Annotated in this window: 18 protein-coding genes; 13 read left to right on the forward strand and 5 right to left on the reverse strand. The window is 33.3% G+C overall.

From position 1 onward, the window contains the following. Positions 1 to 35 precede the first annotated feature (35 nt). The 7 genes from CDH50_RS09735 to CDH50_RS09765 all read left to right on the forward strand — a co-directional run bounded on the left by CDH50_RS09735 (position 36) and on the right by CDH50_RS09765 (position 4571). Entirely contained in the window at positions 36 to 593 is a 558-nt protein-coding gene (locus CDH50_RS09735; RefSeq protein ID WP_100612025.1) for a DUF1573 domain-containing protein, read from the forward strand. A gap of 12 nt (positions 594 to 605) precedes the next feature. Next, on the forward strand, positions 606 to 896 hold the full coding sequence (gene yajC, locus CDH50_RS09740) for a preprotein translocase subunit YajC (protein WP_100612027.1): 291 nt from the start codon (positions 606 to 608) through the stop codon (positions 894 to 896). Positions 897 to 1265: 369 nt separating this feature from the next. After that, the gene (locus CDH50_RS09745) at positions 1266 to 1694 is read left to right on the forward strand and encodes a hypothetical protein (RefSeq protein ID WP_100612029.1); all 429 of its coding nucleotides are present in this window, start codon (positions 1266 to 1268) and stop codon (positions 1692 to 1694) included. 26 nt (positions 1695 to 1720) lie between these two features. Then, positions 1721 to 1912, forward strand: coding sequence for a hypothetical protein (locus CDH50_RS09750; protein WP_100612031.1), 192 nt, complete (start codon positions 1721 to 1723; stop codon positions 1910 to 1912). A gap of 35 nt (positions 1913 to 1947) precedes the next feature. Next, the gene (gene proC / locus CDH50_RS09755) at positions 1948 to 2763 is read left to right on the forward strand and encodes a pyrroline-5-carboxylate reductase (protein WP_100612033.1); all 816 of its coding nucleotides are present in this window, start codon (positions 1948 to 1950) and stop codon (positions 2761 to 2763) included. Next, a complete protein-coding gene (proB, locus tag CDH50_RS09760) occupies positions 2756 to 3526 on the forward strand; it encodes a glutamate 5-kinase (RefSeq protein WP_100612035.1) in 771 nt (256 codons plus the stop codon). Before proC ends, proB begins: the two co-directional genes overlap by 8 nt. Before the next feature lie 163 nt (positions 3527 to 3689). Beyond that, positions 3690 to 4571, forward strand: a complete 882-nt coding sequence (locus tag CDH50_RS09765; RefSeq protein WP_198513479.1) for an alpha/beta fold hydrolase — start codon at positions 3690 to 3692, stop codon at positions 4569 to 4571. Here CDH50_RS09765 and CDH50_RS09770 read toward each other — a convergent pair whose 3' ends face one another. The 3 genes from CDH50_RS09770 to CDH50_RS09780 form a co-directional block, all read right to left on the reverse strand. After that, positions 4572 to 5666 carry a glycoside hydrolase family 43 protein gene (locus CDH50_RS09770; RefSeq protein ID WP_100612039.1) on the reverse strand — a complete coding sequence of 365 codons (1095 nt, stop codon included), beginning with the start codon at positions 5664 to 5666 and terminating at the stop codon, positions 4572 to 4574. Positions 5667 to 5876: 210 nt separating this feature from the next. Further along, positions 5877 to 6488, reverse strand: coding sequence for a YkgJ family cysteine cluster protein (locus CDH50_RS09775; RefSeq protein ID WP_100612041.1), 612 nt, complete (start codon positions 6486 to 6488; stop codon positions 5877 to 5879). A gap of 83 nt (positions 6489 to 6571) precedes the next feature. Beyond that, positions 6572 to 6967, reverse strand: coding sequence for a hypothetical protein (locus tag CDH50_RS09780; RefSeq protein WP_100612043.1), 396 nt, complete (start codon positions 6965 to 6967; stop codon positions 6572 to 6574). Positions 6968 to 7118: 151 nt separating this feature from the next. Between CDH50_RS09780 and CDH50_RS15110 the strand changes: the two genes are divergently transcribed. Further along, positions 7119 to 7448, forward strand: coding sequence for a hypothetical protein (locus CDH50_RS15110; RefSeq protein WP_157804967.1), 330 nt, complete (start codon positions 7119 to 7121; stop codon positions 7446 to 7448). A gap of 70 nt (positions 7449 to 7518) precedes the next feature. Here the strand turns inward: CDH50_RS15110 and htpG are convergent, their stop codons facing one another. Further along, the gene (htpG, locus tag CDH50_RS09790) at positions 7519 to 9429 is read right to left on the reverse strand and encodes a molecular chaperone HtpG (protein WP_100612186.1); all 1911 of its coding nucleotides are present in this window, start codon (positions 9427 to 9429) and stop codon (positions 7519 to 7521) included. Positions 9430 to 9648: 219 nt separating this feature from the next. Between htpG and CDH50_RS09795 the strand changes: the two genes are divergently transcribed. Then, entirely contained in the window at positions 9649 to 10653 is a 1005-nt protein-coding gene (locus tag CDH50_RS09795) for a 3-oxoacyl-ACP synthase III family protein (protein ID WP_100612045.1), read from the forward strand. Positions 10654 to 10895: 242 nt separating this feature from the next. Next, positions 10896 to 11258 carry a CoA-binding protein gene (locus tag CDH50_RS09800; protein WP_100612047.1) on the forward strand — a complete coding sequence of 121 codons (363 nt, stop codon included), beginning with the start codon at positions 10896 to 10898 and terminating at the stop codon, positions 11256 to 11258. Here the strand turns inward: CDH50_RS09800 and CDH50_RS09805 are convergent. Next, positions 11235 to 12692, reverse strand: a complete 1458-nt coding sequence (locus tag CDH50_RS09805; RefSeq protein WP_100612049.1) for a sodium:solute symporter — start codon at positions 12690 to 12692, stop codon at positions 11235 to 11237. The two genes, CDH50_RS09800 and CDH50_RS09805, sit on opposite strands and share 24 nt — an antisense overlap. A 109-nt stretch (positions 12693 to 12801) precedes the next feature. Between CDH50_RS09805 and recR the strand changes: the two genes are divergently transcribed. From recR to CDH50_RS09820, 3 genes are read left to right on the forward strand one after another with little or no spacing between them, the layout of a single operon-like run. Next, a complete protein-coding gene (recR, locus tag CDH50_RS09810) occupies positions 12802 to 13419 on the forward strand; it encodes a recombination mediator RecR (protein WP_100612051.1) in 618 nt (205 codons plus the stop codon). A 26-nt stretch (positions 13420 to 13445) separates the two neighbouring features. Then, a complete protein-coding gene (locus CDH50_RS09815; RefSeq protein ID WP_100612053.1) occupies positions 13446 to 14360 on the forward strand; it encodes a glycosyltransferase family 2 protein in 915 nt (304 codons plus the stop codon). Further along, positions 14357 to 14926 (forward strand): phosphoribosyltransferase, encoded by a 570-nt coding sequence (locus tag CDH50_RS09820; RefSeq protein WP_100612055.1) that lies wholly within the window; start codon positions 14357 to 14359, stop codon positions 14924 to 14926. Before CDH50_RS09815 ends, CDH50_RS09820 begins: the two co-directional genes overlap by 4 nt. Positions 14927 to 14929: the final 3 nt, after the last annotated feature.

The following is a 14929-nucleotide window of genomic DNA, read 5'->3' on the forward strand; positions in this document are numbered from 1 at the left end:
TTTTACAAACCTATAAATTGAAAAACTACCTAATTATGAAAAAAATAATTTTAGCATTAAGCGCTTTAAGCTTAGTAGCTTTTACTTCATGCAAAGAAGATGCATCTAAAAAGATAAATGAGGCCAATGTGGTTGTTGCAGCAGAAAGAGACGCCAATTCAGGTAAATTTCCTATTCTTCAGTTTGAAAAAACCACACACGATTTTGGTGAGATAGAAGCCAACCAAGCAGTTGAAACTGTTTTTAAATATACAAATACGGGTGATGCACCTTTGGTAATAACGGATATTAAAAGCTCATGTGGCTGTACAGTACCTCAAGATTGGTCAAGAGAGCCATTAGCTAAAGGAGAGAGTGGTCAGTTTACTGTTAATTTTAATGGAAGTGGGTCTAATAGTGTATCTAAAACTATTACGGTAACTGCCAATACTGAAAAGGGAACTGAAACTGTGAGAATAACAGCTTTTGTAAAACCTAACCCAAATGCAGCTGTATCAACATCTACAAATAGTACAACACCATTGATGACTTCTGGACAACCACAAGTTAAATATAGCACACAACCAGGTCACGAAGGCCATAACCACGATTAATTAAATAAAAATATGGAAGGAATTGGGCAATTTATGCCGTTTATACTAATGTTTGTAGTTGTGTATTTCTTTATGATTGCACCGCAAATGAAACGCGCAAAAAAAGAGAAAAAATTTAATGCAGAATTAAAAAAAGGTGATAAAGTGGTTACCAAAAGCGGTTTACATGGTAAAATTTTAGAGTTTAACGACAAAGACAGCACATGTATTATTGAAACCATGTCTGGAAAAGTGAAGTTCGAACGCTCTTCAATATCCATGGAAATGACAGAAAAAGTTAAAAAAGAACCTGTTTCAGCTTAAAAACAGTACACTTTAAAAACAAAACAGGCTTCCAAATTTTGGAAGCCTGTTTTGTTTTTAAATCCCTTCCTCAAAAAGTTTATTGGCATCTTAACCCCATTAACTTGTATGTAGCTTTAGATTTTTGTAACTTTGCAACATGCAAAAGGGAATTCGAGAAAATAAAAATTACAGAATATTGAGTTTTAAATTTCTGGTTTTTAGAACACAATCCAATAAATTCATTCCTCCTTCAATAAACCATTCTTAGCAATTTAGTAAAACCCTTTTTTTTCATTGCTGTGTTTTAAAATTAATAAGTATGTATTTTCCATACTTATCATTATCATTTCACTTGAAATCACCAACATTTTCAACATTAAATATTTTATGACCATTAAAACCTTTGATGCTTATTCGAAGCTATCATTTATGGATATCAGTCGAATAACCAAATTTATATTTGAGCACTCAGGTGCATATAGAGATAGCAAAAGTGCTATTAAAAAATCTTTATTATATGCCATAAAGGAAATACCTGGACTTGGAGGATATGTGTTTGTTTTAGAGCACAAAAATGAAGTTTTAGGGGTTTTGGTAATTAACAAAACAGGAATGAACGAATATATTCCCGAAAATATTTTGGTGTATCTAGTTATAAATAAAAATCATGATGAAGATGCGATTAAGGAAAAATTAATCAATTATACCATGAATTATTGTAAAGGAGATATAGCTCTTTATATTAATAAAGAAAGTGCCGAATTACATGGTTTGAAGAAAAAGGATTCAAGTCCAGAAACATTGAAATGCGTTTAACGCGTTAAAAAAATTAAACAGATACCATGAAATTTATTCAACTAAAAAGAAAAACAATTAACGAAAAACGGTACAGTCCAAAAATGGGACAATTAGATACCAAAGTGACATATATTAAAAAACACATGTTTGGTATGCCTATTAAAACCTTACATGCTTATAGAAAAACCTATTATGGGGAGGTTAAAGATTGTAACGACTGTTCCTTGTTTATCTAATTCATATAATCATATTAATACAAAAAAATAATAAGATGAAAATATTAGTAATAGGTGCTGGAAATATGGGTTTAACCTATGCGGAAGGTATGTCTAAGTCAAGATTGTTAAAGAAAAAGAACATCATGGTTTTGGATACCTCTGAAAAAAAATTGAAAGAACTTCATCAACTATCGCACTTTGATGCGTTTAGTGAGTTGAAAGATTGTGTGCCGCAAGCAGATATTATTTTTATAGCAGTAAAGCCCTTTCATGCCGAAAACTTGTTTAAAGCCATAAAACCATTAATAAATCCCGGACAAATAATCATTTCCATTATGGCGGGAGTTACTATTGCGTCTATAAAGGAGTTTTCGGGTTTAACAAAAATAGTAAGGGCCATGCCAAATTTACCAGCTAAAATCGGTATGGGATTAACGTCTTTTGTGATATCGCCCGAAGTATCTAGAATAGAAATGCTAACCATTGAAAGTTTGTTGAATACGACGGGAAAATCCATTCAGGTAAGCAATGAAACCTTAATTGATGCCTCGACGGGTATTTCTGGTAGCGGACCTGCCTACGTGTTTTATTTTATGCAAAGCATGATGGAAGCTGCTTTACAGATGGGGTTTTCTAAAAACGATTCCACGGTTTTGGTAAGTCAGACCTTTATAGGAGCAGTTGAACTTTTTAATCAGTCCAATTTATCACCCAATTCTTGGATGGATATGGTGGCATCAAAAGGAGGCACCACAAGAGCGGCTTTAGACTCCATGGATGATAATAACGTAAAAGAATTAATAAAGGAAGCCGCATTTGCAGCTTTTAATCGTGCTATAGAATTAGGTAAAGAAAATCAACATGCATAAAGAAAGAATCGTCATTAAAGTTGGAACCAATGTGATGACCAACAACGATAATAGAATTGTTAGACCCGTATTAAGAAATTTGGTAAGACAAATAGCAGAATTGTATGAGCGGAACATTATGACCATATTAGTGTCTTCTGGCTCCGTTATAGCGGGAAAAGAAGTATTGGGGAAATCTAAAATTAAAGATAGAACACAGCGTAGGCAAGTGTATTCGGCCATTGGCCAACCCAGAATGATGCGACTTTATTATGATATTTTTCACGATTATGGTTTAAAATGTGCACAGGTACTCCCTACAAAACGGGATTTTAGTCCGGGTTTGCACCGCCAAAATATGATTAATTGCTGTGAAGGTTTGCTGTCAGAAGGCGTTTTTCCTATAGCTAATGAAGATGATGCTGTGTCCGTTACCATGTCCATGTTTTCTGATAATGACGAGCTGGCAAGTTTAATTGCCCAACTTATGAAAGTTGACAAATTAATTATTTTAACGGATATAGATGGTGTTTATGATGGGCATCCCGATGCTGAAGATAGTAGAGTTATATCCAACATCGTACCCGATGAGAATTTAGACAAATATATTAATGACAGCAATAAAAACGAGGAAGAAGGTCGAGGTGGCATGGGTTCAAAATTAGATTATGCCCAGCAGGCCGCAGCCAAGGGCATACCTACCTTTATTGCCAATGGTAAAAAAGAGAATACCATTATTGATATTATAGATGGTAAATGTGTAGGAACCAAAGTAGCTCTTTAGTTGAGGTTATAGGTTTTGTGATAAGCTTAGGTTATGTAAAAGCAACGATTAGGTATGATTACGCATACCGTGAACTATGTAATTTTTATCTCTAATCATATAAAGCTTCCCCGAAAATCATTAGGTAAGTTTGTATATAAAGATTAGGATTTTCAAAAACCTAATGGCATATATATTTATCATGGAAACACAAACTAAAGGATACAATTTAACCATACCCGTAAATGACTTTCAATTATCTTATGATGATGTAGGAGAAGGAAGCATCCCGATTATCTTTTTGCACGGTTTTCCTTTTGATAAAACCATGTGGCAAGGTCAATTAGATTTTTTAAAATCTTCCTATCGTTTAATCGCTTGTGATATCAGAGGATTTGGAAAATCGACGGATGAGGAATCTGCTCTAAGTATGGATTTGTTTGCTGATGATTTAATTCAGTTTATGGATAAATTAAGTATTGAAAAAGCAATTGTTTGTGGATTATCTATGGGAGGATTTGTAGCCCTGAATGCCATGAAAAGATTTCCTGATCGTTTTGATGCGCTCATTTTATGCGATACGCAATGTATTGCAGATACTGCTGAAGTAAAAGAAAAACGCTGTGCCGCTATTAATGAAATTGAAAATGAAGGCGTATCTAATTTTAACGAAGGATTTATTAAAAAAGTTTTCCATAAAGATTCCGTAGTAAATAAGAAGGAATTGGTTGAGGAATTAAGACATGTTGTATTTTCCAATTCGGAACATATTATTAAGCAAGGATTGATAGCCTTGGCTGAACGTTCGGAAACTTGCTCCATCTTGAAAGAGATCAACATACCAACCCTCATTCTTTGCGGTAGGGAAGATGAAGTAACACCCCTTGTCCAATCGGAATCTATGCATACTTCTATAGAAGGATCCATACTTCACGTTATTGACAATGTCGGTCATGTATCCAATTTGGAACAACCAGATGGCTTCAACAAATACCTTCATGATTTCTTAACTGGTATAGAAGGTATTAATTTTGAAAAAATTAATGGGACTGAAAGAATGGCTTAATCAATTATCAATTTTCCAATATTCAGCAATAGCCTTTAGTTCTTGTTTGGTAAGGTAAGTAACAGCACCATGCTTCGGACTTGTAAAATTGGTTGTTTTCATAACGCCTTTATTAAAATGGCCAATATTCTGGTAGGTAACAAAATCTTTGGTTTCGCTAAAACCCATGTTGCTTGGTCTTAAACCATACACATCATACACCAATACATAAGTGTCCGTACCAATTCTTTTAAAAATGTTGGGTGCTTCTGTATTAACTTCTTCTGGATCAATTCTTTTGTCTTCTCCTGTAAAATCTTGGTTGATTTTATCGGAAACGGCATGCTTAATTTTGGCACCAGCCACATAAAACATTTGATATTTGTCTCCCACTTTTGTAATATCTGCATCAATACCTCCAATAGCGGTTACAAGTTTTGGGGTTGTTTCCAATTTCGTGAACGCATCATTTGTATAAGAATAGTAAATGTTTGCATCCTTATTGTTGTAACGAATCGTAAAATATACCATCATTTTTTTCTTCTCAGGATCATATATGGTTTGCGGAGCCCAAGAGCAATCGATATCTCCTAGTTCTGGAAATGCTAAATCAACACGAAAATCAGCATGTGTCCAATGGATCAGGTCATATGACTTCATCAACACAAGCGCACGGTTGTTCCCCCAACCATATTTTTCAAGAGGACGTTCCCAATCAGTCTCACGAAATCCTGCTCGCTTGCCAAAAATGTGCAAATCGGTCATCGCTAAATAAAAAGCACCATCGGGGCCACGGGTAATATGGGGGTCACGTACACCTTTTTGTTCGGCCAACTCAGAGCCAATAAATACGGGATTGCCATTATTAATATCAGTAAAGGTGTAACCATCGCTACTTATGGCCATATAAGCAGATTGATTCTGGTCCTTGAAGTATACCAACAAATAACCTCCCAAATCTTTTTCGTCAAACGTTTGATTTTTAGGTTTTTCTAGTTGTTTTACTATTTCGATACCTGTTGGAGCTATAGCTGTTGGGGTTTCTTGAGAATAGGCGTTTTTTACAAGAAGTATTTCCAATACAACTAGGATTAGCTGACAAAATTTATTTTTCATTTGAAATTGTTTTATGATTTTATTGAATCAGTAGAGGTTTCAAAAAATTAACTATGTAGATTTTTTTGCTTAAGCAATTGTGACATTTTATCTGTTGTAAATATAGATAAAGGTTATTTCGTATTCATTTTTTTTCATCATTTAACAGTTGTTAATTATGATGAAAGATCCACTTGCAGAAGTGTTTTTTTGATTAAAGCTTTTTAAGAATCAAGCCGTATGTTCCAAACCTCCAGGAAATGGTCTGTACGCATAATATTGCAAAACCTCTTCTAAAGCTAATTTAAGTGCTCTATTAATGGACACCACTTGGTTTCCCAAATGAAAATCGATTTGATTGAGTTGCATGTAATAATCTGTAAACATAGGCACATAAAGTCCTTTGTTAATAGCTTCTATAGTGTCTTGGTATAAATTAGCTTGGTTTTCTTTAATGATTTTGCAAGTTACCAAACGTTGTTGTCCGTATTTATCCCTAGTTGCTGCGTAACCAAAAAGCCTGCAAATAAGGCCACGGTATTTGTAGTTGCTGCAATTTCCCATAGTACTATCTATTAGGTTTAACGGACTGTAAATATGGCAAACTGACTGTTTTTCTTTGGTATTTAGTTCTTTAAGGGTGTCTTCGGCTTTTCCCATTAAAAATATATGGAACGCCCAAGGTAAAAATTCCAATGGAGATGCTTCCATTGTAGGGTTGGTGCAACAATTGCCACAACCAGTTAAACAATGCAATTTGGTTTGATCTTGAAATAGCGAAATTTCTAAATCAAGCTGTTCAAATAAACCTTCAACCAACTTTACCTTACTCTCTAAAGACATACAATTTTTTCACGAATGTACGCTATAATTGGATTGATTGATAAGCTGTTAAATATTTTTTTTTGAAGATTTAAAATGAAAAATTAAACTTTATGGAACAGTTGTTTTACTTCGGGTTTATTTAATTCAATTAAAGTGAAAATCCCAAGAAGAATGCCTAGAATACCAGTAAGGCAATTTAAAATGGCAATGGCGAATATAAAATTGTAGTTTTTTACTTCCTTAAGATATTTAGAGGCCATTAACGTAAGTACGCCAAATATAACGCAGATTATTACGCCTATAATTCCTATAATCAGAAAAATAAATCCAGGATTAAATGACATGTCATTATTAGCATCATTGGCATCAATCATTTTATCAAAAAATAAACCAAATGCTGCATAGATAATGAAAAATAATGAAAAGCATAAAGTCAAAATACCTTTTACAAGGTATAATGTTTTAAATAAACCAAGGTTGTTTGTAGAGGTTTCCATTTGGATAGTTTAGTGTTTGTTCTACTAAGGTATCTCTTTTTTCTTTCAAAATCTAAATTTAGGATACGAAAACTTAACATTGGCATATATTTTTATACTATATCTTTGATATATTAATTAAGATAAGGTAACAAAATAAAAAAGTAGTACTATGGAAGAACATATTTCAAACTTTAACGAACCCAATGAAAATGTTGTTAACGATGCAGTAAACAATACGATTGATGAACATGTGGAGGAGGTAAGCAATGAAGTTTCTCAAGAAAATGCTCAAGAGGAAATAACCAAAAAATCAAAAAAGGCAGAGAAGAAAAAGAAGAAGGAGAAAAAGAAAGCGAGTAAAAAAGATAAAGAAAAGGAGAAAAAGAAAAAAGAGAAGGAGAAAGAGAAAGCCAAAAAAGAAAAAGCTAAAGCCAAGGAAAAAGCAAAAAAGGAAAAGGCTAAAGCGAAAAAAGAAAAATCAAAAAAGAAGAAGAAATAATTCCATAAAAAAACCACTTCAAAGCGAAGTGGTTTTTTGTCTTTATGAGATTCCTGCTACGCAGGAAGAACTATTTAATCATCTCATAACTACGTTTAATAAAGTTTGTAAGTTCTTCACCTTTTAACAAACCTTGCGATAAACGTGCTAAGTCTAAACTCTGATTAATCAAACGTTCCTGCTTGTTTTTAGTTTTTGTTTCTAAAATGTCACCAACTAACTTAGAGTTGGTATTCACCACCAAATTGTACATTTCTGGGAAACTGCCCATACCAAACATACCGCCACCGCCAGTTTGTTGCATTTCTTTCATTCGGCGCATAAACTCTGGTTGGGTAATGATAAATGGTGATGCATCACTATCCATAGCCTCTAATTGTACCATGAATTTTTCAGAAGGAATCACTTCTTTTAGAAGGGTTTCCAAAGTAGTTTGTTGCTCTTCAGAAAGTTTAGAGATTTTAGTATCATCTTTCTTAATTAAATTATCAATATGGTCGCCATCTACACGTGCAAACGAAATGTTTTCTTTTGTAGATTCTAGTTTTTGGATTAAATGCGACACGATTGGCGAATCCAACAATAACACTTCATAGCCTTTGGCTTTTGCCATTTCAATGTAGCTGTGTTGTGCATCTTTATTGGAAGCATATAAAATGACCAATTTGCCATCTTTATCCGTTTGATTGGCTTTTATTTTGTTGAATAATTCATCATAGGTAAAATATGCATCATCAACTGTTGGGTATAATGCAAAATCCCCAGATTTTTCAAAGAATTTTTCTTCGGAAAGCATACCATATTCAATCACGATTTTGATATCGTTCCATTTCTTTTCGAAATCCTCACGATTGCTATTGAAAAGCGATTTTAATTTATCGGCAACTTTTCTAGTGATGTAAGATGAAATCTTTTTGACGGCACCATCAGCTTGCAAGTAAGAACGCGAAACGTTTAACGGGATGTCCGGCGAATCAATCACACCACGAAGCATGGTTAAAAATTCTGGTACAATACCTTCCACATTATCGGTTACATACACTTGATTTTGGTAGAGTTGAATTTTATCTTTTTGGATGTTCATATCCTGACCCATCTTTGGGAAATATAAAATCCCAGTCAGGTTAAACGGATAATCTACATTTAAGTGAATGTTGAATAAAGGCTCTTCAAATTGCATAGGGTACAATTCACGATAAAAGCTTTTATAATCTTCATCTTTTAAATCGGCCGGTTGCTTGGTCCAAGCTGGATTTGGGTTGTTGACAATATTATCAACTGTAATTTTTTTGTGAGGTTCCTTGGTTTCTTTACCGTCTTTGTCCGTAATAGTTTTTGGTTCGAAATCTGGATCATTTATTTCCTTAGTTCCAAATTTAATCGGAATAGGCATAAACTTGTTATATTTTAAAAGTAGGGTTCTAATCCGTGATTCTTCCAAGAACTCCGTAGAATCTTCCGCAATATGAAGAATGATTTCAGTACCTCTTTCCGTTTTATCAGATGGTTCAATGGTGAATTCAGGAGACCCATCGCAAATCCAATGAGCTGCTGGTTCATCCTTATAAGATTTGGTAATGATTTCTACTTTTTCAGCCACCATAAAAGCGGAGTAAAATCCGAGTCCGAAATGACCAATAATACCAGCATCTTTAGCAGCATCTTTGTATTTGTCCAAAAATTCTTCAGCACCGGAAAACGCCACTTGGTTGATGTATTTTTCAACTTCTTCAGCCGTCATACCTAAACCTTGGTCAATGATATGAAGTTTTTTACCTTCTTTATCAATCTTAACTTCGATTTTAGGATTGCCGTATTCAGTTTTGGCTTCACCTATACTGGTTAGGTGTTTCAATTTTAAAGTAGCATCTGTAGCGTTACTGATTAATTCACGTAAAAAGATTTCGTGATCGCTATACAGGAATTTTTTAATAAGTGGGAAGATGTTCTCTACCGAAACATTAATATTTCCTTTTGTCATAATATAATTATTTTTATTTGTCATTCCTGCCTTTCGTCTTCGCTCAAGATAAACTTAGGCAGGAATCTAATTAATGATTTAGTTTAAACTCGATGAGTTTTATTAGACAACAAAAATGCCAAGAGTCAAAAAGTGACAAACTGACACTACTTATTTTTGAATTACGATGTTGGATTTTGAGGATTTAATTTTGTACTTTGTATATCTAATATAACAGTCATGTATAATTCGAGAATAATTGGTTTAGGTAAATATGTTCCAAATCATGTGGTGACAAATGATGATTTATCTAAAATGATGGATACCACTGATGAATGGATTCAGGAGCGTACTGGTATTAAAGAACGCCGATGGATCAAGGAAGGTACAGATGATACTTCGGCCGTTATGGGTGCAAAAGCGGCTAGAATCGCCATTGAACGTGCTGGTTTGACAAAAGATGATATCGATTTTATTGTGTTTGCCACTTTGAGTCCAGACTATTATTTTCCGGGATGTGGTGTGCAAATTCAAGATATGCTTGATATGAAAACCGTTGGAGCCCTTGATATAAGGAACCAATGTTCGGGGTTTGTGTATGCTATTTCGGTGGCCGATCAATACATAAAAACGGGTATGTACAAAAATGTGCTTGTGATAGGGGCTGAATATCATAGTAATGGGTTGGATAAAACAACCAGGGGTAGAGGTGTCACGGTTATTTTTGGAGATGGCGCAGGTGCTGCCGTTTTAACGAGAGAAGATGATACTACAAAAGGAATTTTATCAACCCATTTACATAGTGAAGGGAAATATGCCGATAAGCTGATTGTGGCATCGCCAAGTATTGCGCATTGGGTACCGGAAATTCTTGAATCTAGAGAGGAAGATTTGTCTTATTTCCCATATATGGATGGTACATTTGTTTTTAAACATGCCGTAGTACGTTTTAGTGAAGCTATTGTGGAAGGTTTGATGGCGAATAATTTAAAGAAAGAAGATATTGATATGTTAATTCCACATCAAGCCAATTTAAGGATTGCCCAATTTATTCAGCAAAAATTCGGATTGCGAGACGACCAAGTTTTTAACAACATAATGAAATATGGTAACACCACAGCGGCATCTGTAATTATTGCACTTACCGAAGCTTGGGAAGAAGGTAAAATTAAAGAAGGAGATAAAGTGGTTTTGGCCGCTTTTGGGAGCGGTTTTACTTGGGCCAGTGCCATTATTAAATGGTGAAAAATAAAAAATCCGAAATTGAAGAGATTTCGGATTTTTCTAGCTATTAATCATTTACAATTAACACTAACCTTTTTTCGAATTTATTATTGTGGTGACTAACTCAAATAATTATAAATTCAGTGATTGGTCACTTTACAAACGCAAGAGGTTGTATGTATATTGTATTGTTTTTGGATTTTTAATAATATTTAACATTTGTAATCAGATAGTTAAGTAGTATTTTCAAGACTAATTAAATTATGGATAAAAAAACATTAGTAATAGGAGCTTCTTTAAATCCTAGTCGATATTCAAATTTCGTAATACAAAAACTAAAATCTCATGGTCATGAAGTTGTAGCGATTGGCAAGAAACCGGGCGAGATTGCTGGTGTCAATATTGATACTGAACAATTATTATATAAAGATTTAGATACAGTAACACTTTACCTTAATCCTATAAATCAAAAACAGTTTTATGATTATATTATTTCATTAAAACCAAATAGGGTTATTTTTAATCCAGGAACTGAGAATACTGAATTTTATGAGATTTTAAACGAAAACAAAATTCCATATGAAATTGCTTGTTCTTTGGTGTTACTTTCTACGAATCAATATTAATCCCAAGAAAGTTAAAATGCCGTTTACAATTAATAATTCATATCCAAATTTATAACCTCCTAAGTAATTTGAAGGAATGTTAGCTATGATATAGCATGCTATAACAGAAGCTATTGCTATGTAAGGTACCAAATGATCTTTTATTTTAAATTTGGTCAATATTCCAAAAGCAAATAAGCCTAATAAGGGTCCGTATGTATATCCTGCCACTGTTAATATGCCGCTAATAACACTTTGGTTCAACACATAGTAAAAGCAAATAATCACCAAAACCATTAAACCGCTCATGCCAATATGGACTTTTTTTCGAGTACGTTTTTGGGTGTTTTCTGGTCTTTTTTCAATATTAAGAAAGTCAATACAAAAAGAGGTTGTTAGGGCGGTTAGCGCACTGTCTGCACTAGAATATGCTGCGGCAATAAGTCCTAACGTAAAAAATATGGCAACTGGCAATCCTAAATTGGAGTTCAGTGCAATTTCAGGATATAATAAATCTGTTTTTACAACACCATCAATCACAGGAACTTTAATGCCTTTGGTTTCCGCATAAACAAATAATAAAGCTCCTAAAAGTAGGAATATGAAATTTACAAATATCAAAATCAAACTAAAAGACACCATATTTTTCTGGGCATCTTTTAAGGATTTACAGGTTAGATTTTTCTGCATCATATCTTGATCCAATCCTGTCATGCAAATAGCGATAAACATGCCTCCCAAGAATTGTTTGAAGAAGTGGTTTTTCGCTAAAATATCTTCAAAAAAGAAAATTTTATCATACTTTTCTATGGCATCACTCCCAATAAAATCGCCTAATCCCCATCCCATTTCTGAATATATCAAAACAATGGTGACAACCAAAGCGACGAGCATGAGCAATGTCTGTATAGTATCTGTCCAAACCACTGTTTTTACACCGCCTTTAAATGTGTAAATTAAAATAAGAGCTACGGAAATAACTACGGTTAATGGAAATGGAAAATTCCAATATTTGAACACATATTCATGTAAAACGCTTGCGACTAAAAACAATCTGAAAGCAGAACCCAAAACCCGAGATATAAAGAAAAATGCGGCTCCTGTTTTATGACTCACAATCCCAAACCTATCACCCAAATATTCGTAAATAGAGGTCACATTTAATCTGTAATAAATAGGCATTAAAACAAAGGCAATAACCATGTAGCCCAATAAGTAACCAAACACTACTTGCATATATCCAAACATGCCCGAACCAACATCGCCAGGAACCGATATAAAGGTAACACCACTTAATGAGGCACCTATCATACCAAAGGCTACCAAAAACCAAGGAGACGATTTATTGGCTCTGAAAAAGGAATCGTTACTGTCGTCTTTGCTGGTTAAATACGATACAAAAATGAGAATGCCAAAATAAATAACTATTAGAAGAAGTACGTGTAAAGGCTGCATAACTTAAATTAGGTAGGCGAAATATACAAAATTACAATCCAAAACAATTGCTAATATTTACAAATGCTTTGGTATTCATTATTAAACTAAAATTGTAAATTCGCAACCTATGGAATTCTCTTCAAAACTACTAGAACGCGCCGTAAATGAAATGTCCCAACTTCCAGGTATTGGCAAGCGCACTGCGTTGCGTTTGGTATTGCATATGTTAAGGCAGCCCAAAGAGCAAACCTTGGCGCTTTCGGAGGCTTTGCAAACCATGCGGAATGATATGAAATTCTGTAAATCGTGCCATAATATTAGCGATGTAGATGTATGCGATATTTGTTCAAACCCTAATAGAAATAAAGATATTGTATGTGTTGTTGAAGATGTAAGGGATGTTATGGCGATAGAAAACACCAGTTCTTTTAAAGGATTATACCATGTTTTAGGAGGCAAAATTTCGCCTATGGATGGTGTTGGCCCACACGATTTGAAGATAGATTCCTTAGTTGAAAAAGTGAAGCAGGGCAGCGTGAAAGAACTTATTTTTGCATTAAGTTCTACCATGGAGGGTGATACCACTAATTTTTATATCTACCGTAAAATTCAAGAATACCAAGTCATCACATCAACCATAGCACGAGGAATTTCTGTTGGAGATGAATTAGAATATGCAGACGAAATTACCTTGGGACGCAGTATTATTAATAGGGTTCCCTTTGAGGCTACTTTAAAACTTTAATCTTTAAGTTAAATAGTCTATAAAATATGATTTCAATATGTATTCCCATATATAATTTTGATGTTTCCAATTTGGTAGAGAAATTGAACAATTTATCCAAATCCTTGGAAGTCCCTTCAGAAATAATTTTAATTGATGATTGTTCTGATGTATTTTTCAAAGAAAAGAATGAAAATGTCTGCAAAAAACACAATTATATAAAACTTGAAAAGAATATTGGAAGGGCTGCTATTAGAAATCGATTTTTAAAGTATGCAAATTATGATAATTTACTTTTTTTGGATTGTGATTCAATTGTTTATGATGATGATTTTTTAGTGAAATATATTGAAGTAATAAAGAAAGAGCCAAACAAAGTGTTGTGTGGTGGTAGGGTTTATGAAAATCAGTCTCCTAAACGAAACAAACGACTAAGGTGGAAATATGGTAAAATAAGGGAAAGTAAGCCGTTCTATAAAAGAAATTTAAACCCTAATAAATCGTTTATGACCCATAACTTTGTTGTTAACAGAAAAATATTTGAAACCATAAATTTTGATGAAAGACTAACCGATTATGGACATGAAGATACACTGTTCGGGTTCCAGTTAAAAAAAAGAAATATACAAGTAAGGCATATTGAAAACCCTATATTAAATGGAGATTTAGAAGATAACGGTGTATATATTTCGAGTACAGAAACAGCTATTGGAAATCTTGTTGAAATACTTGGGTTTTTAAATTGTGATAAAGATTTTATAAAAGATGTATCCCTTTTAAATGTATATTTTAAGGTTGTGAAATTCAAAGCTTTGATAGGAGTGGGTTTTAAAATTTTTAAACCTTTATTAAAAAAAATGTTGTCGCTAGGGTTTGTCAACTTATATTTGTTCGATTTTTACAAATTGGGAATTTTGATATTTAAAATAAAGGATAGGGACATTAAATGCAGTTATAATTGAGGGTAATAACATTAAATATCAAAGATTTTAAGCAAACGTGTTTAGAATTGGTTGCTAAAATAGATTTTTACCCAGATATTATTATAGGGGTTCAAAACGGTGGTGCTTTTGTTTTAAACGAGTTTAAGGATGTGAAAAAATTTGATTGTGCTCATTTTGAAATGGTAAAAATTCAAAGAAAAGACAATTTTAAAAATAATTTTTTTGCTAAAATTCTTTTGAAATACATGCCGTTAAAAATAGCAGATTATCTTAGAGTTTATGAGCACAATCAAATAAAGGACAGCTTAAAAAATCTAACTAAAGAGCAATTATTAAATCGGGAAATAAGTTGTAGTATATCTGTAAGTAAACCTCCAAAAAAAATACTTTTGGTAGACGATGCCATCGATACAGGAACTACCATGTTTATAGTTAAAAACAATATGGTTAGAATTTTTGATGATTGTGAAATAAAAACAGCCGTTATTTCATGGACTATTGAAGAATCAATAATAAAACCAGATTTTTATATATTTAAAGATGTTTTAGTACGATTTCCGTGGTCTAAAGATTTCAAAGAATAGTAT

The sequence above is a fragment of the Confluentibacter lentus genome, assembly GCF_002806995.1.
Classification (GTDB): Bacteria; Bacteroidota; Bacteroidia; order Flavobacteriales; family Flavobacteriaceae; genus Confluentibacter; species Confluentibacter lentus.

Excerpts from the sequence above, each read along its gene's own strand:
- CDH50_RS09735 (WP_100612025.1), top strand. The coding sequence starts at position 36 with ATGAAAAAAATAATTTTAGCATTAAGCGCTTTAAGCTTAGTAGCTTTT.
- yajC (WP_100612027.1), top strand. The coding sequence starts at position 606 with ATGGAAGGAATTGGGCAATTTATGCCGTTTATACTAATGTTTGTAGTT.
- CDH50_RS09745 (WP_100612029.1), top strand. The coding sequence starts at position 1,266 with ATGACCATTAAAACCTTTGATGCTTATTCGAAGCTATCATTTATGGAT.
- CDH50_RS09750 (WP_100612031.1), top strand. The coding sequence starts at position 1,721 with ATGAAATTTATTCAACTAAAAAGAAAAACAATTAACGAAAAACGGTAC.
- proC (WP_100612033.1), top strand. The coding sequence starts at position 1,948 with ATGAAAATATTAGTAATAGGTGCTGGAAATATGGGTTTAACCTATGCG.
- proB (WP_100612035.1), top strand. The coding sequence starts at position 2,756 with ATGCATAAAGAAAGAATCGTCATTAAAGTTGGAACCAATGTGATGACC.
- CDH50_RS09765 (WP_198513479.1), top strand. The coding sequence starts at position 3,690 with ATGGCATATATATTTATCATGGAAACACAAACTAAAGGATACAATTTA.
- CDH50_RS09770 (WP_100612039.1), bottom strand. The coding sequence starts at position 5,666 with ATGAAAAATAAATTTTGTCAGCTAATCCTAGTTGTATTGGAAATACTT.
- CDH50_RS09775 (WP_100612041.1), bottom strand. The coding sequence starts at position 6,488 with ATGTCTTTAGAGAGTAAGGTAAAGTTGGTTGAAGGTTTATTTGAACAG.
- CDH50_RS09780 (WP_100612043.1), bottom strand. The coding sequence starts at position 6,967 with ATGGAAACCTCTACAAACAACCTTGGTTTATTTAAAACATTATACCTT.
- CDH50_RS15110 (WP_157804967.1), top strand. The coding sequence starts at position 7,119 with ATGGAAGAACATATTTCAAACTTTAACGAACCCAATGAAAATGTTGTT.
- htpG (WP_100612186.1), bottom strand. The coding sequence starts at position 9,429 with ATGACAAAAGGAAATATTAATGTTTCGGTAGAGAACATCTTCCCACTT.
- CDH50_RS09795 (WP_100612045.1), top strand. The coding sequence starts at position 9,649 with ATGTATAATTCGAGAATAATTGGTTTAGGTAAATATGTTCCAAATCAT.
- CDH50_RS09800 (WP_100612047.1), top strand. The coding sequence starts at position 10,896 with ATGGATAAAAAAACATTAGTAATAGGAGCTTCTTTAAATCCTAGTCGA.
- CDH50_RS09805 (WP_100612049.1), bottom strand. The coding sequence starts at position 12,692 with ATGCAGCCTTTACACGTACTTCTTCTAATAGTTATTTATTTTGGCATT.
- recR (WP_100612051.1), top strand. The coding sequence starts at position 12,802 with ATGGAATTCTCTTCAAAACTACTAGAACGCGCCGTAAATGAAATGTCC.
- CDH50_RS09815 (WP_100612053.1), top strand. The coding sequence starts at position 13,446 with ATGATTTCAATATGTATTCCCATATATAATTTTGATGTTTCCAATTTG.